The following is a 20,008-nucleotide window of genomic DNA, read 5'->3' on the forward strand; positions in this document are numbered from 1 at the left end:
AATTAATACTGACTTGTTTGTTGAACTTGATGTTCAACTATATTTGCACGCTTGACATTTTGTTTAGTTTTCAAAGATCATTTCAATCTTGTCAACTGAGTTCTTTCAGCGACATTTATTATCATATCAAACTGTTTCGTAGAAGTCAACAACTTTTTTTAAAAAGTTTTTATCGTTTTCTTCAAACAGCGACTTTCTTAATTTACCACCATCACGACAGTAAGTCAAGAGATTCTTTAAAAATTAAAACCGCCACTAATTTATGTTTGCAGCGACGGTTCTTAATATAGCATGTTAGCATTATTAAAGTCAACAACTTTTTATCTTACTTTATATTGCATTTGATATATGCCAGGACCTTCAATCTCTTTAGTTTCAATTTGCACTATATTTTTTGCATATAAATATTGCAGAAGTAATCCTAAATCTTTTGCAAGTTCTTTTAGTTTCGGTTCATTGACTAGTTCTGAAATAGTCCATGCGTCCTCTTTGGATTTCATTATTTCTATTAGATAACTACTTCCAATCCTTGCCCTGGAGCTAATCGCAAATTCGATCGCTAACAATAAAAGCTCTACCCGCTTCTCGATTAATTCAGTGCTTTCGACTAATTCCAAATATAATGCATACACTTCCGGTTCGATCTTTTTGACTTGATTCCATACTGTAATTTCCGGATAAAAGCCATGCTCAAGTACAGACAGTCTCGCAAGATGGTGCAATGATTGAACCATTTGATTGAATGCATCTAAATACTGCTTTCCGTCATATAGTTCTTTTCCAATTGAACAACTACGGATTAATTCAGCAAACTCCATTGCTATTTTCTTTTTCCTAGTTTCGATTGGATTTTCAAATAAATTGTTTTTAAGGTTTTCTAAATAGCCATCCCGATCAAACACGATTTGTCCATTAATTACCCACAATAGGTTTCTTCGGAAATTTCCACTTGGCAACCATTTTAAAAACTTGTTTTCCGAAATGATGTTCACGGCAATACTATTATTTTCTATGCTATAGTGTTCCACATTACAAGGAGAATCCATATTTGCATCATTCTTCACTATTATGATGATTAAAGCATCGAATTGCTCCGTTAGTGGACTGTTTGTTTTCTTTTTTTCTAAAACTAATATTCCCAAGGTTTCTTCACGGCCTTCAAATGTCTCATATATCGGCCGTAGTAAGTTTTCCATAACTATTCCTCCATAAACCTCTTCTATCCTATTCGCTTTTCGCAAAATTTTTTCAGTTATATATAATTTCTACACTAAGTCTTAAATACCTTTTTTCGACAAAAAATTTACTGCTATGGTAACGAATAAATTTGCGAATATGATATAATGCTTATTTAGGAGGGATAAAATGGGATTAAAATATTCAAGTAAAATAAATAAAATACGTACATTTGCCCTTTTGCTTATTTTCCTTGGCATCGGAATCATGTACATAGGTATATTCTTTAAAACTAGCGCTTGGCTGATGATCACTTTTATAATTCTTGGCTTTCTATTTATTATTGCAAGTACGCTCGTTTACTTTTGGATCGGCATGCTCTCGACCAAAACCGTCCAAGTCATATGTCCGTCCTGTAACAAGCCGACAAAAATGCTTGGCAGGGTTGATTTATGTATGTACTGTAATGAACAGCTAACATTGGATCCAAACCTTGAAGGAAAAGAATTTGACGAAAAATATAACTCAAAGAAAAAATCAAAATCATAAACAAAAAAACATGGCCATTCGCTTTATCAGCATAATGACCATGTTTTTTTAATGCCTTTTAATATCTCTACATTCCGGACATGTTCCGTATACTTCCATACGATGATGGCTTACGTCAAATCCGGTGACATGCTCAGCAAGTTTTTCGACTTCATAAAATCCTGGATAATGGAAGTCGACAATCTTGCCGCATTCTTCACAAATGACATGATAGTGATCTGAAATGTTACAATCAAAACGGCTTGATGAGTCTCCATATGTTAACTCTCGTACTAAGCCAACATCTTTAAACACACGTAAGTTATTGTATACAGTTGCCACGCTCATATTCGGGAATTTCCCTTCAAGCGCTTTATATATATCATCCGCGGTCGGGTGTGACATTGATTGAAGCAAATACTCCAATATCGCATGACGTTGCGGAGTGATTCGAACTCCTGACCCTTTTAATGTTTCCATCGCTTCTTGAATACGTAATTCAGACATGCGTCATGCACCTCTTTTCCATGTATAAATTATTACTTTATAATAGTTATAATCTTATAACCATTATATATTCCAAGTAACAGGATTGTCAATACTGGGAGACGCTTTCATGATCCATGTCCAGACTAGTTCATTGGTGTAGGCCGAGTTCTTCAGTTTTTAAACAATAATTAATATAGCGTGCTGCAACAAATAAAAAGTCTGAAAGACGATTTAAATAGGATAATACTAATGGATTTACATCTTCCCCAATGGCCACCGCTTTTCGTTCAGCCCTTCTAACGATTGTTCTGGCAACATGCAACCCAGCACCGGATGGATGTCCTCCTGGTAAAATAAAGTTTTGCAATGGAGGAATTTTTTCGTCCCATTTATCCAAAACCTGTTCTAGTTCCGTAATGTCATTCGGAGAAACCTTCCATTTCACTTCTTTTCCTACCGGTGTAGATAATTCAGCACCGACATGGAATAGGCTTGTTTGAATTCGATGAAATACTTCAAGTATTTCCTTTTTCCCTTCAAATTCTTCATTGTTAAGATGGCTTAGTGCTAGCCCAATCATTGAATTGGCTTCATCACAAGTACCATAGGCTTCTACTCGCGAGTCCGTTTTTGATACCCTTTCCCCGTAGACCAAGGATGTTGTTCCTTTGTCACCTGTTTTTGTATAAATTTTCATCCCTAATACCCCCGATCTAAATCAATGACATTGATCAAATTATTTTCACCTGATAAATATTGCTTAAGATTGTGTTCAAATATTTCTATGCACCTTAATAGATATTGTCGAGAAACCCCTGAAAGATGTGGGGTAATCGTAACATTTTCCATTTGCCAAAATGGATGCCCTTTTGGCAAAGGTTCTGTCTCGAAAACATCTAAAACAGCATGAGCAATCTCATCCGTTTCAAGCGCTTTTATTAAAACATTTTCATCTACAAGGCTTGCCCTACCTATATTCATAAATAAACAATCATTTTTCATTATTTTGAAATGCTGTTCTTTTAATAAATGATATGTATCAGGTGTACTAGGTAATACCGAAACAATGTAATCACCTTGTTCAATTGCCTTGTCCATTTCCGTTACAGGATATACTTCATTAAAATATTCTACACTCCGGCCACTTCGATTGATTCCAACCGTTTTCATTCCAAAGGCTCTGGCAAGTCTAGCAATCTCTGAACCAATTGATCCTGTACCAATAATCGTAATCGTTGCCCCTGAAATCTCAATCATTTTTAATCTTCGATTCCATTCTTCCCGCTTTTCGTTTTCAATCAGCTGTTTGGTTTTTCTTGCAACCTGCAGGATCATCCCCATTGTGTATTCAGCCATTGGTATTTTGGAAGTTCCCCGTGCGTTTGTAACGAGAATCCCTTTTTGTTTGATTGTTTCAAAAGGTAGTTTTTCTATGCCGGCTGAAAAAACCATAATCCATTTTAAATTGGCAGCTTTATTAATCACTTCTTCATTTAAATCCCCACCATATGAAACTAAAATCTCAGCACTGTCAATTTCGGTCACTGCCTCTTTCATCGCCCCATGGAACGAAAACTCAATATTCGGAAATTTTTCCATAAGTTCATTTTGGATTTTTGGATTTATATTAAATGATGTTACTATTTTCACCAAACTCACCCCTAGGTTCATTATACAAAAGTACAAAAAAAATGCGAGATTTAGTATCCCGCATTCAATGCTATCATCTGAGGAGGTATGCCCTACACTTTACTATACGTACTTTAAGTCTTTTTGGTATAGGTTATTGCCTGTATTATCGAAAAATAGGCTTTTTAGAAAAGCGGAAGCGCCTTGCTCATCGCCGTACAAACTGGAGGGTCTTCGACTGAGATAAAGGAAACTTGAATTGCGCTAGCAATTCTTAGTTGACTTATCGTAGGGAGGAGACCTGAAGTTTGCTAGGCGATAGGCGCGGTAGCTAGACAATGCTGCACCATCCTACTTCAACCTGTCCGGATTTAATCCTTCCAACTCAGGAACTACAAACAATCCATCTTTTCGTATTAATACATCATCAAAATAAATTTCACCGCCACCGTATTCAGGCCGCTGAATTAACACCATATCCCAGTGAATCGAGGAACGATTCCCATTAAACGCCTCTTCATAGGCTTCTCCCGGTGTAAAATGGAGACTGCCGCAAATCTTTTCATCAAATAAAATATCGCCCATCGGCTCACGGATTAACGGATTGACGCCAATGGCAAATTCCCCTACATAACGCGCACCTTCATCGATATCAAAGATTTCATTTATTTTTTCAGTTTGGTCAGCACGAGCTTCAACGATCTTCCCATCCTTAAAGGTTAGTGAAACATTCCGGAATGTAGTCCCCTGATAGGGGCATGGTGTATTATAGGTAATCGTACCATTAACACTATCCCTTACAGGCGCGGTGAACACTTCCCCATCAGGAATATTATTTTCGCCTGCACACATAATCGCTGGGATGCCTTTGATTGAAAAAGTAAGGTCCGTTCCAGGTGCAACAATCCGAACACGATCTGTTTTTTCCATCAACTCTTTTAATGGCTTCATCGCTTCGGCCATTTTTTGATAATCTACATTACATACATCTAATAAGAAATCAGCAAATTTAGGGGAGCTCATCCCGGCCTTTTGGGCTAGCCCTCTAGTTGGGAAGTTTAATAATACCCATTTACGATTATTTATGTAAAATTGCTGCACCGGTTTCATTACTTCTCCACGAATGCGAAACTTTTCACGGGGAACATCGGCTAACTCAGCATCATTTTCCTCTCCGATGATCACTACAATAGCATCAACATCCTGATATTTCTTCATATCCCAATCACGAATTGTCTCAAGCTGTTCTTTTTCATAACCCATAAACAATTGTCTTGAAATATCATCATCCAACATTTCAACATAAGGATAGGCCCCAAGTTGATACGTTTGATCAATAAGCTCCAAAATAAGCGGCTTGGCATTGACATGACCTTTAATCATGACACGTTGTTTACTTTGCAATTTTACCGAGTGAGCTAATATCGTCTTTGCTAACTGCTTAATTCGCGGATCTACCATTCAAGGTACACTTCCTTATGCTAAATTGTCTTTAATAAATTGAAGAGCTTCGTCTACATGGCCTTTTACCTTTACTTTACGCCATTCCTTTACAAGCTGGCCATCTTTAGCAATGACAAACGTCGAGCGCTCAATTCCCATATATTCTTTACCAAAGTTTTTTTTCAACTTCCATACATCATAAGCCTCAGCTACCTTATTTTCCTCATCCGCTAAAAGTAAAAAAGGCAAATCATATTTCTCGATAAATTTATCATGACGATTCATCGGATCAGGGCTTACCCCAAGTATTACTGCATTTAATTCGGCAAAGCTTTCATGCTTATCACGAAAATCACAAGCCTCCGTTGTACACCCTGGTGTCATATCCTTTGGGTAAAAATATAAAACAACATGCCGGTCACCTAGGAAATCCGATAATTTGACCATTTCACCATTACTTGCTGGTAATTCAAAATCCGGTGCTTTTGTTCCGATCTCTACTGCCATTATTATTACCTCCGTAATTTGTTATTAATTATTCAACAGATTATCTAAAATTTCAGCCTATTACAAATTATTACCCTTTTATAACAAAGATTAACCCCTTTCTTTAAAAAGAGAGCCTTCAAAATCAATAACAGTCCTCATCACAAATGCTGCCGGCAACAAATAACCGATTAACGCTTCTAGCATAGCCAAAGGACGGCCCACCCCAATTGGCACCACATCCCCATAGCCAAGCGAAAATAATGTGACTGCACTAAAATACATCCCTGTGCCCATTTTATGTAGGAATGGCGGCTCTACCTCATTCCCCGATTCCAAGATAATCGATGTCCCTGATGCTTCGATCATCGTATAAATAAAGCCGAAGCCGACCAGTAAAATCACATAGGTAATAATCAGTAAAAGAAAATTTTCAAACGAAAAAAGATGTTTACGATTCCTCTGGAAGTTATCGCTAATCCATATCCATTCCAAGCTTTTATAGATTAATCCAAGGACCGAACCAACAAGGATAAGCAACATGTCCATTCACCCGCCTTCCCTATATCCATATGAAGGAAGGACAAATTTTAGTAATTGGAAAAAAACGAAATTTTAGTTACCTGCCCCCCGATATTTTCTAACTCCTTTATTCCAAAACCAAATCGCAAACATAAAAAAGATGATCCCCATTAATGGTGTTAAAAATGCAAACCCAAACCACTCATGTCTTCCTAAAAAGTAAGCGGAAGGATAAACACCCACAAAGGCAAACGGCAAAATCCAAGTTAAGATAAAGCGGATTACTCCGTTATAAATATTGACCGGATAGCGCCCATAATTCCCGATGTTATACACCATCGGCATAATATCTGTGCGCGCATCCGACCAAAATCCGATACTCGCTAATGAAATAAAAATACCCGCATAAATGAGCATGCCGCCAATGACCATCACAATAAAAACAAAAATATCATACCAATGGAGCTGTAAGTCCAAATGGCCTCCCGCATAAAACATAATGATTAATCCTGTAATAATACCAAATAGGGCTTCAAGCTCCATTCTTTCGAGAACAACTTGGAACAAACTATGAATAGGCCTTGTTAAGATTCGGTCCATTTCACCTTTGACAATGTACCTGTCATTAAAATCCCATATATTAAAAAAAGCAGAAAAAAGAGCATATGGAACGAGAAAAAATCCATAAATAAAAATGATCTCATCCTGACTCCACCCACCTAAAAACTGGGTATGACCAAAAACGACAACAATAAAAATTAAATTCACCGCTTGAAATAAAAGATCAGAGCCAATTTCGACAACGGCATCCGCCCGGTACTCCAGCCTAGTTTTCATATATTGGCCCATATATTGAAAAAACATCGATACATAAAACATATTCTATTTTACCCTCCTTGTACAACAAGCTTTCTCCTAGCCACAACCCACAAAGTCTGAATGGGTACGAGAAGTAATAGCGCCCAAATCAATTGGAAGAACAGCGCTTGGAACATCGCACTTCCTTGTAACCCCTCTGTAAAGATCATGCTCGGAATATAGCTAATTGCTTGAAAAGGTAAAAATCCCATAATCTCCTGCGCCCAGCCCGGATAAAAACTAATAGGCAAAAGCAAACCGGAAAACAAATCAATAATGACCCGCTTCGCACGTAACAGCCCAGCAATATTAAAAATGAAAAAGGTCATCATGCCTGTCAATAAATTGATTTCAGTATTAACAATAAAGCTTAAAACAGTCGACATTCCAAAGTACCCCCAAGTACTAAGGCTGCTTGAAAAATCAAGTGGAAAAATCAAACTAACAATCACCATTCCCGGCAAGGAGAAAAATAATAAACGGAACATGCCTTCTCCGAGCCCTGACATCATCTTCATCGTGAGGTAATTGTAAGGTCTAATGAGTTCAACGGCGACCTTCCCATCCTTTATTTCTTGGGCAATTTCACGGTCGATATTGTTAAAATAAAAAGCGCGTGCCATCCAAGCAACCGCAATATACGTGACCATTTGTGTAACAGACAACCCCTCGATCGATTGTTTATCCCCATAAATGGCGGTCCATAAAAAATAGTAAGCCCCAATATTAATGCTATAAACTAAAATCCCGCTATAATAATTAGTCCGGTAAGCAAGCATCATTAAAAAGCGAATACGAATCATTTCTATATATTTTGACATCTATATCTGCACCTTAATTCCTTGTTCATAAATATTTCGGACTATTTCTTCTGTGGAAATTTCATTAATTTTCATATCGCTGATTTGATTATTGGCAACCACTCTAGTAATAATCGTTGAAACCGTGTCATCTTGATTACCTACATTTGCGATCCAGCTATTGTCCTGTTCCCCTTTTTGCCAATCGACTTCAAGATCTGTTGTTATTTTTTCTAAGTGCTCAATTGTCGTTGGGTAGACGAATTGAAACTGGATTTGTTTCCGGTCGCCCCAATTGGAACGGAGGTCCACTAAGCTTCCATCATAAATAATTTTACCTTCATCAAGCATGACGACACGTTCACACAATGCTTCAATATCGGATAAATCATGGGTAGTCAGTAAAATTGTTGTATTGTATTTTTCATTAATTTCTTTTAAAAACTCTCTGATTTTCAGTTTCACTAATACATCTAACCCAATTGTAGGCTCGTCCAAAAACAATAAGGGCGGATTATGAATTAAAGCGGCAGCCAGTTCGCAGCGCATTCTTTGTCCAAGTGAAAGCTTTCTGACCGGTTTATCTAATAACGGACCGATATCCAGCGTTTCAATTACATGCTCCATGTGATCTTTATAATCCTGATCCGATACTTTATACACCTTTTTCAGAAGCCGAAATGATTCCTGAACAGCAATATCCCACCATAATTGCGATCTTTGCCCAAAGACAACGCCAATTGTTTGCGTGAATCTTTCCCGCTCCTTGTGCGGATTCATGCCATTCACTCGAACCTTACCAGATGTTGGCTCCAGTATTCCTGTTAGCATCTTAATCGTTGTCGATTTTCCGGCTCCATTTTCACCGATATAGCCGACCATCTCACCTGGCTTAACTTTTAACGAGATATTCTCTACCGCTGGAACAATCTTGTACTTTCGATTTAAAAGGTCACGAAAGGCCCCTTTTAATCCGCCGCGGCTTGAATAGGATTTAAATTCTTTTCGCAAATGTTCAACATCTATTATATAGTCCATTTTGTTCTTCCTTTCTTCAAACACACACAAAGTAAGTCTATCTAATTGTCGATTGATAGACAATAATCATGCTCAACAACTTCTATCCAATAAAAAAAAAGCGTTGAAACTTAAAAATTTTCAACGCTTTTTTTTAATACTGGGTGCTTTCGCTTTTCTTATAAACCATACCAATTTAACGCTTGAGGACTTAAATCGACCCATACATGTTTTGTTTGGGTATACATGCTAAGAGCCTCTATACCTAATTCGCGGCCAAATCCACTTTGCTTTGTTCCTCCAAAAGGAGCAGTGCTATCAAGCATGCTAAATGTATTCACATAGACAGTACCAGCCTTTAAGCCCTTTGCCATGCGGAATGCTCGTTTTACGTCATTCGTCCATAAACCAGATGCAAGACCGTATAATGTATCATTTGCTTTTCTTAATGCATCTTCCTCATCCTTAAAGCGGATAACGGAAACAACTGGTCCAAAAATTTCTTCGCGGGCAATTGTCATATCATTAGATACGTTTTCAAAAATAGTTGGCGTAAAGAAATTTCCATTTACCCCTAAGTCAGGACGACTTCCACCAGTCACTAGCTTTGCTCCTTCGTCTAATCCGATCTGTACATATTTTTCAATCTTGCCTAGATGGGCAGCTGAAATTTGTGGTCCCATTTGTGTCGCTGGATCTAGTGGATTTCCAACACGAATCGATTTTGCCTTATCAACAAAAGCTGACATAAACTTATCGTATACAGAATCCTCAACAAACAAACGAGAACCTGCCGCACAAACTTGACCTTGGGCAAAATAAATTCCAAATAATGACCCATTAACGGCATCTTCAATATTCGCATCATCAAAAATGATATTTGGTGATTTTCCGCCTAACTCTAAGGAAATAGGTTTTAAGTTTTTACTTGCTGCTTGCATAATCAATCTTCCAGTATGTGTAGAACCTGTAAATGCAACTTTATCAACACCTGGATGTGAGGACAATGCATCCCCGGCAGTATGGCCATAGCCATTAACAACATTGATTACACCGTCAGGAATACCTGCTTCTTGAAATAAGCGAGCCAACTCTAAAACACTAATAGGTGTTTCTTCGGATGGCTTAATGACAATCGTATTTCCAGCCGCTAACGCAGGTGCAAGCTTCCACATTGTTAGCATAATTGGGAAATTCCAAGGAACAATGGCACCAATAACCCCTAATGGTTCACGAAGCGTGATATTTAAACGATTTCCAGGTGAACTTAGTGTATCCCCTTGGATTTTATTAGCTAGTCCTGCATAAAACTCTAGAACATCAATAGAGGCCGGAATCGCAATATATTTTGTTTCATTAATCGTAAGTCCATTATCCTTTGATTCAACTTCCGCTAAATAATCTACATTCTCCCATAATTTTTGGGCTACTTTATATAGCAATCTTCCACGGTCACTTGGAGCCATTTGTGCCCATGGACCGCTCTCAAATGCTTTTCTTGCTGCCTTTACAGCTAAGTCAACATCTTCACGGTCCGCTTCAGCTATAATCCCATTAAGTTCTCCATTAGCTGGATTATAGGATTTAAAAGTCTTTCCAGAAACAGCATCTACCCATTGCCCATCAATAAATAATTTGTACTCTTTTACCATACATTTTTCCCCCATTTTATATTTATTTTGATTATTCATATGACCTTAATGTTTCAACATATGCCCATAACTGGCGACAGGTCCATTCCGGATGCTCTTCAAGTAACAAAGCCAAATAAGCAGTGAAATGAGCAGCAGCAAAGCTATGTCCATGGATGTTATACAATTGTGTAGGACCTTGTAATTCACGAGGAAAACCACAAGCTATGAACGACCCGTCTTCATGAAAAGCCCATTCATTACGACCCACCTCCCCAGATTGAACATGAAATACATCCGGATAGGAGCCAGGATAAATCATTCCTCGTTCACGGTCCATCGCAGCCACAATTGTAATATTGTTCTCTATCGCAGCTTTACAAGCGTCTTTAACCCCGGCATGATCTTGAGTAAGCCCAAGACTTAGATGGATGATTTGGACATGGTTTTCAATTGACCACTCAATCGCTTCTGCTAGAATAGATGGGTAGGTCATTAATTTATCATCGAAGATTTTGACGCCATATAAATCAGCTTCTTTCGCTACTCCTCTGATCGCTGCTGCCACTGCGGTTCCATGCCCAAGTCGATCACGATAGTCATGATGATATTCGATATACTGCTCCCGGTTCACACGAATTTGAATGCCTCCCTCTACACCGTTTACATGGGAATGATATGGATTAATTCCACTATCAATAACGGCAACCGTTACACCTTTCCCAGTATAAGAAGTATTTATTTTGTGAACATTTATCGGTTTTATGATGTTAGCATCAGTCAAAATTTGCTGGCACCTCCCTTTTAAATTCGCTCTTTACCAACTCCTGATATAAGATTGAACGTTCTTCAAGTGCTCCATGTTTTCCTTGATCTACAACTTGCCCATCTTCAAAAAGCAAGATTTGATCCATTAATTTCATAGATGAAAGCCGGTGTGAAATAATTAAAATCCCTTTTCCCATTGGACCCGTTCCCACCCATTCTTTTAGTGCTAGAAAAAGCTGTCTTTCCGAAATTTGGTCTAATCCAGAAGTTGCTTCATCTAGTACTAGAAGGACCGGATTTTTCAGCAATGCTCCAGCAATCGCCAGTCGTTGTTTTTCACCACCGGATAACCTCTTTCCTCTTTGGCCAACAACTGTCTCAAACTGGTCAGGCAATGATTGAATAACACCTAAAATACCAGTTTGCTCGCAGCATCTTTCAATTTCTACCTGTGTCAATTGCCTTTTTTCCAAGTCCGAAAAACCAATTAGTAAATTATCTATAATCGTTCCATTAAGCATTTCCTGCTCTTGTGATACAATCACAATTTCTCTCCGTAAGCGGCTCAGCGGAATCTCGGATATGTCCTCTCCTTGAAAACGGATTGTACCACCCGTTATCGGGGTTAAACGAACCATTGTATCAACCAACGTTGTTTTACCGGCTCCACTTGGTCCAATTAAAGCTGCAATTGCATTAGGCCTTAAATTTAAATTAACATTAATCAGTGTCTGCCCGGCAGTTCCTGTCCATTTAGATACTTGATTATATTCAAGTAAAGTAAAATCATAACTAATCCCTTTTGTTCCATAGGAAACAGTTTCTTTAGTCTTGGTATCTTCTTTCTCAGAGTTATAAATAAACTCATGAATTCTATCCACTGAAACGCGAACTCTTTGAAAACGTAAATATAAACCTGCCAAGCTTTGGATTGGACTGTAAAAGCGTCCTAGATAAGTAATAAAAGCTAACAAGCTTCCAAGTGTCATAGATTCATCGATGACATTTGATCCACCTACTAAAAACACAAAGCCTGTTGAAAAACCAATTGCAGTTCGCGGAATTCCTTCTGCTAAGCTTTGAATGATTGAAAGCGATAAAGTATCACGATTTAATCTTGTAATCTTTTGATTTAATTTCTCACCTTGCTGTTGTTCCGCTGCCGATAACTTTATTAAGCGAATGTTAGAAAAAGTTTCAATCATATGTGCTTGAATATCACTGTGATGTTCACGAATTTTTCTCGTCCAGTTTATTATTTTCGGCCGGAAATAAAGAAGTGACCCTAGTAGGACTGGAATAAAAATAAGCGCATACAAAAATAATTTCCAATCTAAGAAGATAAGCATTCCAGTAATAAAAGATAAGGTAAGTAGATTCGTAATAAACTGCAGGGCACCATCTGTTACAAAGCTTTGAATTTCATTCAAATCTCCATTCAGACGAGTTGTGATATCCCCAACTTTGTTTCGAATAAAAAAATCATACACATTCCTTTGTATCCGCCCGAAAAAATCAACCCGGAGGGATTTTAAAATTAACAGGGTTACCCTCAAGTAAATGAAACTATTCACTGCCTGGAGAAGGACACCAGTCATCATCATTCCTACGCCAATTAGGAGTACGGTTTGTAGTTCATATTTGTTATTAATCAACACATCATCAATTAAAATCTTTGATAAAAATGGATAGGATAAGCTTAAAGTTGTGCTGCAGATCGCAACCAAGATAATGAATGCTAATACAACTCTATATGGTTTAATAAACGGAATGATCCATTTAAGGGAAAACAAGGTCCTCATCTGTAATAGCACATGTACCCTGATTCACAATGCTCAGGTGTCTTACGAATTCGTTTTGCTTTCGCTTTAACCTCTCCATCATTCATTCCTTCACGGACAGATTTGACCACCGAACTAACAAGTTGAACACTTGCAAGCTTTCGGTAAGAATCCGCCTCCCTGCCGACAATTTTTAAAGAATCAATACCCAAACGGTAAATGTCAGGGAGGGCACATAATCCACATGGTCCAAGCGGCATTCCATGATCCGACACGGAACATCCGCAGCTATGTGTGAACCAAACAAAGTCTTGATAATCTTTTAGATGTTTATCCAGCGCATTTTGTTCAAGTGAAGTTAGTTGCTTACTGCCTTTTGTAGACATAAATTGAAAATCCCAATTTGTAGTAGAGCAAAAGGCACCAACCTGATTATGAGTAGTAAAACAAAATCCCTCTTCATAAATACATCCGTCATTTAAGATAAAAAGCTCATACTCTAAGTCACTTCCACCTTCGTCGATAATTTCTTTCATTTCAGCCAATGAAAGACTCCTCGGGAAAACAATACGAGAGGCACCTAGTTCACGATACAAATGAACGCTTGAGCTATTTATAGGTGTTGCTAAACTGCTAACATGGATGTTGGCGTCCGGAATACGGTCTTTTATCGCCAACATTAATCCTATATCACTTACAATAAAACCGTCCGTTCCTGCTTGAAAGGCTTGATGAACAATTTCCAAGAGTAACGGATACTGATCCTCCACATAATATGGGGCATTCAATGTCATAAATACATCAACCCCGTGCCTATGTGCACGGTCTACCAAACTTGCAAATTCTTCGTGGGAGGGGATACTAGCCTGTGGAGCCCGACGATTCATCCAAATCCCGCTTGTAAAAGATTTTATCCATTCATATGGGATAAAACCGACATAAAATTCTTCCGCACCACTATAAATAAGCATATCTACTTCTTGCACACTACTAATCGGTGCCAATACCTTCATATTCTCCCCCCTATACCGGTATTTTTGGACTTACGACAAGCCGATTTACATTTTTTTCAAGCGCCCATTGAATCCCTTTTACTAATAATTCCTCCGTTTGTTGATAAAAGACTGAGTTTCCTTTTTGAATATTACGGGTTGGAAGTGCACCTAGCCTTTCTTTTTTGGACAAGAGTTCAACTTGATAATGACGACATTGTTGTTTGCATTTCACTTCACCTTTAAACTTTTCTTCCTTTGGTCTATGCAGTGTACCAACTAAACAAGACCGCCCCGATGCGATAACGCCAAAGCCGATATGGAGAGAAGAAGAAAAATCTTCTTCTCCCAATGGACTTCCCATATTTTGAATTAGATTATCAAACTCAATCCGCTTTACCTGATTGGTCTGTAAAAATCTTTTAAAATATGAAACTGAAACAGCAGGTGTCTGTAAAACTGCATTTGCTTTTTGTGGTGCATCTTCCCTGTCATATAAATGAGCAACCCGTGGGTCACGAATCATTTTATTTAATAGCCGCCCGACTACTGGTTGAAATTGTGAGTAATTCTGGTTCACCTCATATAGTGCTCCCCAGTCATTTACAACAATTTCAATAGTATCGTTGTTTTTCAGTGCCTCTTCATGGAGCACAGCTAACAACTGTTTTAACTGCACCATGCCCGCTTGGGTAACATAGGGAGTTACAAAGGTAAATGAAAACCCCGACTTTACCGCTTTGTGATAAGTTCTCACTAAATCATGGACCTTCGGGAGTCGATATTGACAAAACTCAGATCCAACATATAGACGTGTAAATGTGGGCGATTCACAAAATGACTGTAAAATATTTTGTACATTTCCTAATGTTTCTTGTTCAATCAGAGAATGATCGCTTATATTCCATGGTTGATCCAGACATGTTATTTGATCGGTAGATTGAATAGCAAGTGCAAATTCCATAAGCAACACTTCTCCTACTGTTGAATTTGAACTACACGAACATCCATGGTATCAGTTGATAGTTCAATAGTTTCCTTGAGTTCTAGGGTTTTGGCATCATAAAAGCTAACATCCGGTCCCGCTCCCGAAACATATAATGTTTTCTCATCACCGCTTAGATTAAATCCATAAGACGTCCCTGGAACATTCGGAACAACCTTCTCATACTTTCCAGTTTCTAAATTTACTTTTCCGATATAATTTTGTCCGACGTAGGCCGTTTTCCCATCCTTAGTTGAAGCACCTGAGAAAGCACCAATCATATCATCAAATTCTACCTCTTTATACTCACCCTTCTCCAAATCAAAGAGTATAACCCCTTCAGTTACTTTATTTGTCTCTGGATAGAACTTATAATTTGTAGCGAGGGCTACATTATGATTATCTTCCCCCCGCACCCAAAAATACAAATAGCCTCCTAACCCATCTTTCGGATCAGCATTCGTAACTAGTGTATGAAGTTTTAATTCATCTTTCTCGATATCATAGACATAGACATCTTTTGACCAAACGAGCAATCTTTTCCTATCTGCAAAGAATTGCAGCGTATGTGTTCCCCAAGGAACATCGATTTCTTTAACAACTTTTTTCGTTTTCAAATCCATAACTTGAATAACCGGGTTCAATGTTTTAAATTCTGTTCCTTCCAATTTAGAACGCATTAAAGTTGCATAAAATTTCTCGCCCTTGGGATCAACAGCCATCCCGTATATACTCGCTTTATATTCTTTCGTACTAAACGTGAAGGTATCTGTAACCTTATTTGTTGTTGCATCAATAACGGTTACCTCCTTTCTGCCCCCACTGTTAATAAATATAGTGCGTCCATCCTTTGTCCATACTGTATCCCGACTCGGACCTTTTATTGGAATTTCTGTTACCTTTTTCGTCTCCGGATCTACAGCGAAGACAACGTCATATCCACCAATGTATAGCATTTCTTTTGTGCCTTGAGCTTTTCCCGGTTGGGCAACTGTCGTAACGAGAAAACACAGAACAATAACAGTTAGTGCAGCGGTTCTCAGCTTACTCCATTTCATTCATTGTTTACCTCCTTTTTCATTGCAATTTCATTAACTCGTATGGCAGATTGGTGTAAGTCCAGCTATACGATCTATAAATGTGGGGTTTTCTTTCATAATTCGTACATAGGCGGCCAGCCCGATCTTGTACCACCGATACTGCCACCCGCAATAATGCAGATTCGGAGAGGTTATTTCCCCCATTTGTTCCAACGCTTCATAATAACAGCCACCGGAACAAGTATGTTTTAATGCACAAGAAGAACAGGTTGTCTTATTATCGACATGGAGCGACCCTAATAATTCCTTCTGGAAATCTTGATTAATTCCGTTGAAAATGTCACCCATCTTGTATTCTTGTTGTTCATTAAAGCGATGGCATAGAAATAAATCCCCCGATGGACTGACGGCCATAAATCCTAATCCTGCCCCACATGCAAAGCCTTTGTTCACACCTGAATGAAGTTCAACAAGAACATTGACCAAATTTGAAAAACCTAAATATCGGTCTTGAATAGCTGCTTGGACGAAGTCTTCCGTTAATTGTTCAAAGTCATCAAGTAAACGCCATAATTCAGGTGAATTTAGTACAAAGGCTTCATCTTGGGCAGAAACAGGAGCAAAGCCAACCTCATGGAAGCCAATATCCATAAAGTGATAAAACAAATCTTTTACAGACGGAAATCCTTTATTGACCGTTACCCTTACGGCAACAGGCTTTTTGGGGCGCATCTCTATTAATTTTTTGGCGTTCTTTAGGACAATTTCATATGAACCTGTGCCATTATTAAAGATACGGAATTTATCTTGCCATTCCTCAGGTCCATCCATACTGACTGTGACCCCGATATTGTTCATTGCCAAAAATTTAATACGTTCTTCATTTAATAATGTTCCGTTCGTCGTCATTGAAAAATCAATTGTTTTACTGGCCTTTTCGGCAGCCTCTTTTCCATATGAAACGATTCTTTTTAATAGGGGCCAATTCATGGTAGGCTCCCCTCCAAAAAGAACTACCGATATATTTGGACGATCTTTACTTTCCTTGATTAAAAAGTCAATCGCTTTTTCAGCTGTCTCCATCGTCATTGTTTTCATAGGTTTGCCGTAATCTCCGCCACCTGCATAACAATACGTACAGCTCAAGTTACATTCATTAATGAGATGAAGGACTAAAGTCTGAACAGGCCATTTTTCACCAACTGGAATACCCGGTGTTTGACTGTGAACACCTTTTACATGGTTTTCTGTTATGACCTCCATTTGAATGAATTCATCAATCACTTGTTCAATCGTTTTTTCGTCAATTTCACCCTGTAATTTCTCAATGATTTCAGTTCTTGTAAGTGTTTCATTTTGTTGAAATGTATTTAATACCTTGGCACTAACACTATCAAATTCGGTTATAATCCCACTTAAACCATGATAAATATATGTTTTTTCATCTACTTCGAAATAAAGAGCATTCGTTATTTTTAAGATACTTTCTTTAGTAGTGTTTATTGGCTGCACTAAATACACTTCCTCTCATTATTATCAAATACGCCTTGGCGTATTTGCGCCCAGATTTTTTTCGAGCTTGCTCGAAAAACTACCTTTAAAAATCTGAGGCATCCGCCGGAGGCTTTAACTTTATTCAGCCGGGGTTTGTATCCCCACTGAATTAAAATGCTAATTTGTATTCATCTCACCACTTATGAATGTGGGAGAATTCCGCTGAAAAAAGTTAAGCTATTTCACATAAACAAAATCAGGAGCTGTTACAAATAAGAATGTTTCTCCAACAGCCTTTTCGCTAGTTTTTGGATCTGTATATGTTGCGACAACGGTTACATTTCCAGTATTATTCGTATTCCACTCGCGTTTCATGTTTGGACCGCCATCACTTGGAATAAATAGTCCGGTTGTTTCATTTAATGATCCTACGTATTTAACATCCTCATCTTCTATTCCCATTAACTTGTATTCTTGTAAATTCCATTTCGCATTTACTGGACCAATCTCAACATCGTCGTCTGTATTTGCTTTTCCATCTTTTCCATTTGCATAAGCAATGGCTTCAAACTGGACGCTTTGCTTCCGTCCATCATAGTTCAAACGTGCAAGTCCATATTCAGGAGTAACCTTTATATAGTCAACTTTCTCAAAAACATTTAGAGATACAGTACCTTGTTGACCAGCTAAGGAAATTTCCACCACATTGTTTTCGATATTATCTGATACTTTTACTTTCAGTTGTAATTCATCGTTTTCTTGTTTTACAACTTCGGTAATTTGGAGACCATTTGTTGTAAAGTTGTCCTTTTTCAAGCCTGGCGGTAGATCCGTTCCAAAAACGGTAAGCGTTTGTTCACTGCCTTTACTAATCGACTTTGGCCAAACTGCCAGCAACTGGGTTTCACCCTTTTTGTAGTAGGTTTCTTTGCCGTAAATACCCATGTCATTCACCTGACTCCATTGGCCCGCAATTGACTTTCCATCTTCATTCACATTAAAGACACCACGGAGTTTTTCATTTTCATTACCCAGACTGCTGCGAAGCGAATAACCGGTGTATAAATTAACATTGCCTTCGTAGTTCGTTGTTTTTCCTTCCCTCATCAGGGATCTCTTTTCATAAAAATGGTTATCTTTAGCAGTTACCGTTGCATCGCCTGAATATAATCCCATACTTGGACTATAGCCAATTATTTTCCATTCGCCGGTAATATCATATTTCTTTCCACTTTCCTTCCACTTTTTCCACGCTTCTGTTTCCATTGGATTTGTTTTTGCCAAATATTCAGCTATTTTTTCAGCATTATCGACCCAATCCATAGATCTCATTATATAAACAATGGATGGATTCATGCCTATATGAAAATCTTTAATCTTTTTCCACTCATCTTCTGTTCTATATTGCGCAAGCGGCCTGGCGCCTGCATGACATTGAATACAACTTTCTGCCATCAATTCATTTTCCGGAGGATTTTCAATAATCGAACCAGTATCTGTCAACCAGTACATAATTTTGTCTGTCTCTTCCGGGGCAAGACCATTTTTCGTACTTAATTCAGCAACAATAGCTGCCGCATCCTCATTCGATAAATCCAATCCCCAGACTCTTTTCATTCTTAATATCGTTTGTTCCCAGCCTTCTGGAGTTTTTCTTATGTCACTGATACGTGCGACTTTTCCATTTTCATCAACAGCGTGACATGTTAAGCATGACTTCTGGAATGTATCACTCCATTCTCCTGCACTAGCTACATTTTTTTGGGTTTGTTTTTCCTCTGTAACTGTCTTTTCTGTCGATTTATTTGTACATGCTGCACTAATAAGAACAACAACAGCCAAAAGGAAAATAATCCAAATCTTTTTACCCCCCATTCTATTTCCTCCTTTTATTCGTCAACAAATTTTAATTTTTGCCAATCACGGACTGCTGCAGGACAGGCTTGGTGCCAGTCCGGATATTTAGTCATGCCATCCGGCACTTGGGCTGCCCACCAGCAATCCCCATAGCATCCATATAAATCCCGTTCCATCGGTTGACAGCCACCAGCGGCGCTAATACCTGAAGAATCAGCTTCCCACCCTGGGTCAAACACAGTTGTACAACCAAATGGAAGCTGCAAGCCATGAACATCCATTTGCTCATTTTCTTCAATACTTCTTACTACTTTTTGGCCTTTACGGTTAATTGGTCTAATATGGTCCATTTTTACTCCCCTTTCATGCTTGTATATTTCTTCATTATTCTAAGGTAGAAGATTAAAAATATTTGAAATATAAAGTAAAAATAAAGTAAATTCGCAATCTTTTATAAATTTTGATATATTATCTATATAAATTAATCTATAAATCTATAATTTATGCGGAGC

The 20,008-nt window shown here is 38.1% G+C and carries 20 protein-coding genes; 1 reads left to right on the forward strand and 19 read right to left on the reverse strand.

The genetic code is table 11. The annotated features are described in order from the left end of the window. Nucleotides 1-320: 320 nt before the first annotated feature. Nucleotides 321-1,196, reverse strand: coding sequence for a nucleotidyltransferase-like protein (locus tag P9E47_RS05185; protein WP_326162737.1), 876 nt, complete (start codon nucleotides 1,194-1,196; stop codon nucleotides 321-323). Between the two features lie 169 nt (nucleotides 1,197-1,365). Between P9E47_RS05185 and P9E47_RS05190 the strand changes: the two genes are divergently transcribed. Next, a complete protein-coding gene (locus tag P9E47_RS05190) occupies nucleotides 1,366-1,725 on the forward strand; it encodes a YgzB family protein (protein ID WP_003332739.1) in 360 nt (119 codons plus the stop codon). A gap of 48 nt (nucleotides 1,726-1,773) precedes the next feature. Here the strand turns inward: P9E47_RS05190 and perR are convergent, their stop codons facing one another. The 18 genes from perR to qhpC form a co-directional block, all read right to left on the reverse strand. Next, nucleotides 1,774-2,211: a peroxide-responsive transcriptional repressor PerR gene (gene perR, locus P9E47_RS05195; RefSeq protein WP_003332740.1), complete on the reverse strand. Its 438-nt coding sequence runs from the start codon at nucleotides 2,209-2,211 to the stop codon at nucleotides 1,774-1,776. Between the two features lie 130 nt (nucleotides 2,212-2,341). Continuing rightward, entirely contained in the window at nucleotides 2,342-2,890 is a 549-nt protein-coding gene (locus tag P9E47_RS05200; RefSeq protein WP_326162739.1) for a cob(I)yrinic acid a,c-diamide adenosyltransferase, read from the reverse strand. Between the two features lie 2 nt (nucleotides 2,891-2,892). After that, nucleotides 2,893-3,843 (reverse strand): D-2-hydroxyacid dehydrogenase, encoded by a 951-nt coding sequence (locus P9E47_RS05205; RefSeq protein WP_326162740.1) that lies wholly within the window; start codon nucleotides 3,841-3,843, stop codon nucleotides 2,893-2,895. A 330-nt stretch (nucleotides 3,844-4,173) separates the two neighbouring features. Then, nucleotides 4,174-5,283: an aminopeptidase gene (locus P9E47_RS05210; RefSeq protein WP_326162741.1), complete on the reverse strand. Its 1,110-nt coding sequence runs from the start codon at nucleotides 5,281-5,283 to the stop codon at nucleotides 4,174-4,176. A 15-nt stretch (nucleotides 5,284-5,298) separates the two neighbouring features. Next, nucleotides 5,299-5,772, reverse strand: a complete 474-nt coding sequence (bcp, locus tag P9E47_RS05215; protein ID WP_326162742.1) for a thioredoxin-dependent thiol peroxidase — start codon at nucleotides 5,770-5,772, stop codon at nucleotides 5,299-5,301. Nucleotides 5,773-5,862: 90 nt separating this feature from the next. Then, nucleotides 5,863-6,294 carry a potassium channel family protein gene (locus tag P9E47_RS05220; protein ID WP_003331896.1) on the reverse strand — a complete coding sequence of 144 codons (432 nt, stop codon included), beginning with the start codon at nucleotides 6,292-6,294 and terminating at the stop codon, nucleotides 5,863-5,865. A 72-nt stretch (nucleotides 6,295-6,366) separates the two neighbouring features. Continuing rightward, nucleotides 6,367-7,152, reverse strand: a complete 786-nt coding sequence (locus tag P9E47_RS05225; RefSeq protein WP_326162744.1) for an ABC transporter permease — start codon at nucleotides 7,150-7,152, stop codon at nucleotides 6,367-6,369. An 8-nt stretch (nucleotides 7,153-7,160) separates the two neighbouring features. Continuing rightward, nucleotides 7,161-7,952, reverse strand: coding sequence for an ABC transporter permease (locus P9E47_RS05230; protein WP_003331899.1), 792 nt, complete (start codon nucleotides 7,950-7,952; stop codon nucleotides 7,161-7,163). Next, nucleotides 7,953-8,969, reverse strand: a complete 1,017-nt coding sequence (locus tag P9E47_RS05235) for an ABC transporter ATP-binding protein (protein WP_326162745.1) — start codon at nucleotides 8,967-8,969, stop codon at nucleotides 7,953-7,955. A 158-nt stretch (nucleotides 8,970-9,127) separates the two neighbouring features. Beyond that, complete coding sequence (locus P9E47_RS05240; RefSeq protein ID WP_003331901.1) at nucleotides 9,128-10,600, reverse strand: aldehyde dehydrogenase family protein; 1,473 nt, start codon at nucleotides 10,598-10,600, stop codon at nucleotides 9,128-9,130. Between the two features lie 31 nt (nucleotides 10,601-10,631). After that, nucleotides 10,632-11,363 (reverse strand): subtilisin-like serine protease QhpE, encoded by a 732-nt coding sequence (qhpE, locus tag P9E47_RS05245; RefSeq protein WP_003331902.1) that lies wholly within the window; start codon nucleotides 11,361-11,363, stop codon nucleotides 10,632-10,634. Next, entirely contained in the window at nucleotides 11,356-13,149 is a 1,794-nt protein-coding gene (locus P9E47_RS05250; RefSeq protein ID WP_326162747.1) for an ABC transporter ATP-binding protein, read from the reverse strand. Before P9E47_RS05250 ends, qhpE begins: the two co-directional genes overlap by 8 nt. Then, nucleotides 13,146-14,141, reverse strand: coding sequence for a peptidase U32 family protein (locus tag P9E47_RS05255; protein ID WP_003331904.1), 996 nt, complete (start codon nucleotides 14,139-14,141; stop codon nucleotides 13,146-13,148). The genes P9E47_RS05250 and P9E47_RS05255 overlap by 4 nt, the downstream gene beginning before the upstream one ends. Nucleotides 14,142-14,151: 10 nt before the next feature. Next, nucleotides 14,152-15,084 (reverse strand): hypothetical protein, encoded by a 933-nt coding sequence (locus tag P9E47_RS05260; RefSeq protein WP_326162749.1) that lies wholly within the window; start codon nucleotides 15,082-15,084, stop codon nucleotides 14,152-14,154. 14 nt (nucleotides 15,085-15,098) lie between these two features. After that, nucleotides 15,099-16,163, reverse strand: a complete 1,065-nt coding sequence (locus P9E47_RS05265; protein ID WP_326162752.1) for a YncE family protein — start codon at nucleotides 16,161-16,163, stop codon at nucleotides 15,099-15,101. A 33-nt stretch (nucleotides 16,164-16,196) separates the two neighbouring features. Further along, nucleotides 16,197-17,657 (reverse strand): radical SAM/SPASM domain-containing protein, encoded by a 1,461-nt coding sequence (locus P9E47_RS05270; RefSeq protein WP_326162753.1) that lies wholly within the window; start codon nucleotides 17,655-17,657, stop codon nucleotides 16,197-16,199. Between the two features lie 219 nt (nucleotides 17,658-17,876). Then, nucleotides 17,877-19,514: a quinohemoprotein amine dehydrogenase subunit alpha gene (peaA, locus tag P9E47_RS05275; protein ID WP_326162754.1), complete on the reverse strand. Its 1,638-nt coding sequence runs from the start codon at nucleotides 19,512-19,514 to the stop codon at nucleotides 17,877-17,879. Nucleotides 19,515-19,528: 14 nt separating this feature from the next. Beyond that, a complete protein-coding gene (qhpC, locus tag P9E47_RS05280) occupies nucleotides 19,529-19,846 on the reverse strand; it encodes a quinohemoprotein amine dehydrogenase subunit gamma (protein ID WP_003331910.1) in 318 nt (105 codons plus the stop codon). Nucleotides 19,847-20,008: the final 162 nt, after the last annotated feature.

It is taken from the genome of Schinkia azotoformans (assembly GCF_035811335.1).
Lineage (GTDB): Bacteria > Bacillota > Bacilli > Bacillales > Bacillaceae_J > Schinkia > Schinkia azotoformans.

Bases quoted from the DNA above. Each gene is read 5' to 3' on its own strand.
- P9E47_RS05185 (WP_326162737.1), bottom strand. From the start codon at position 1,196: ATGGAAAACTTACTACGGCCGATATATGAGACATTTGAAGGCCGTGAA.
- P9E47_RS05190 (WP_003332739.1), top strand. From the start codon at position 1,366: ATGGGATTAAAATATTCAAGTAAAATAAATAAAATACGTACATTTGCC.
- perR (WP_003332740.1), bottom strand. From the start codon at position 2,211: ATGTCTGAATTACGTATTCAAGAAGCGATGGAAACATTAAAAGGGTCA.
- P9E47_RS05200 (WP_326162739.1), bottom strand. From the start codon at position 2,890: ATGAAAATTTATACAAAAACAGGTGACAAAGGAACAACATCCTTGGTC.
- P9E47_RS05210 (WP_326162741.1), bottom strand. From the start codon at position 5,283: ATGGTAGATCCGCGAATTAAGCAGTTAGCAAAGACGATATTAGCTCAC.
- bcp (WP_326162742.1), bottom strand. From the start codon at position 5,772: ATGGCAGTAGAGATCGGAACAAAAGCACCGGATTTTGAATTACCAGCA.
- P9E47_RS05220 (WP_003331896.1), bottom strand. From the start codon at position 6,294: ATGTTGCTTATCCTTGTTGGTTCGGTCCTTGGATTAATCTATAAAAGC.
- P9E47_RS05225 (WP_326162744.1), bottom strand. From the start codon at position 7,152: ATGTTTTATGTATCGATGTTTTTTCAATATATGGGCCAATATATGAAA.
- P9E47_RS05230 (WP_003331899.1), bottom strand. From the start codon at position 7,952: ATGTCAAAATATATAGAAATGATTCGTATTCGCTTTTTAATGATGCTT.
- P9E47_RS05235 (WP_326162745.1), bottom strand. From the start codon at position 8,969: ATGGACTATATAATAGATGTTGAACATTTGCGAAAAGAATTTAAATCC.
- P9E47_RS05240 (WP_003331901.1), bottom strand. From the start codon at position 10,600: ATGGTAAAAGAGTACAAATTATTTATTGATGGGCAATGGGTAGATGCT.
- P9E47_RS05250 (WP_326162747.1), bottom strand. From the start codon at position 13,149: ATGAGGACCTTGTTTTCCCTTAAATGGATCATTCCGTTTATTAAACCA.
- P9E47_RS05255 (WP_003331904.1), bottom strand. From the start codon at position 14,141: ATGAAGGTATTGGCACCGATTAGTAGTGTGCAAGAAGTAGATATGCTT.
- P9E47_RS05260 (WP_326162749.1), bottom strand. From the start codon at position 15,084: ATGGAATTTGCACTTGCTATTCAATCTACCGATCAAATAACATGTCTG.
- P9E47_RS05265 (WP_326162752.1), bottom strand. From the start codon at position 16,163: ATGAAATGGAGTAAGCTGAGAACCGCTGCACTAACTGTTATTGTTCTG.
- peaA (WP_326162754.1), bottom strand. From the start codon at position 19,514: ATGGGGGGTAAAAAGATTTGGATTATTTTCCTTTTGGCTGTTGTTGTT.
- qhpC (WP_003331910.1), bottom strand. From the start codon at position 19,846: ATGGACCATATTAGACCAATTAACCGTAAAGGCCAAAAAGTAGTAAGA.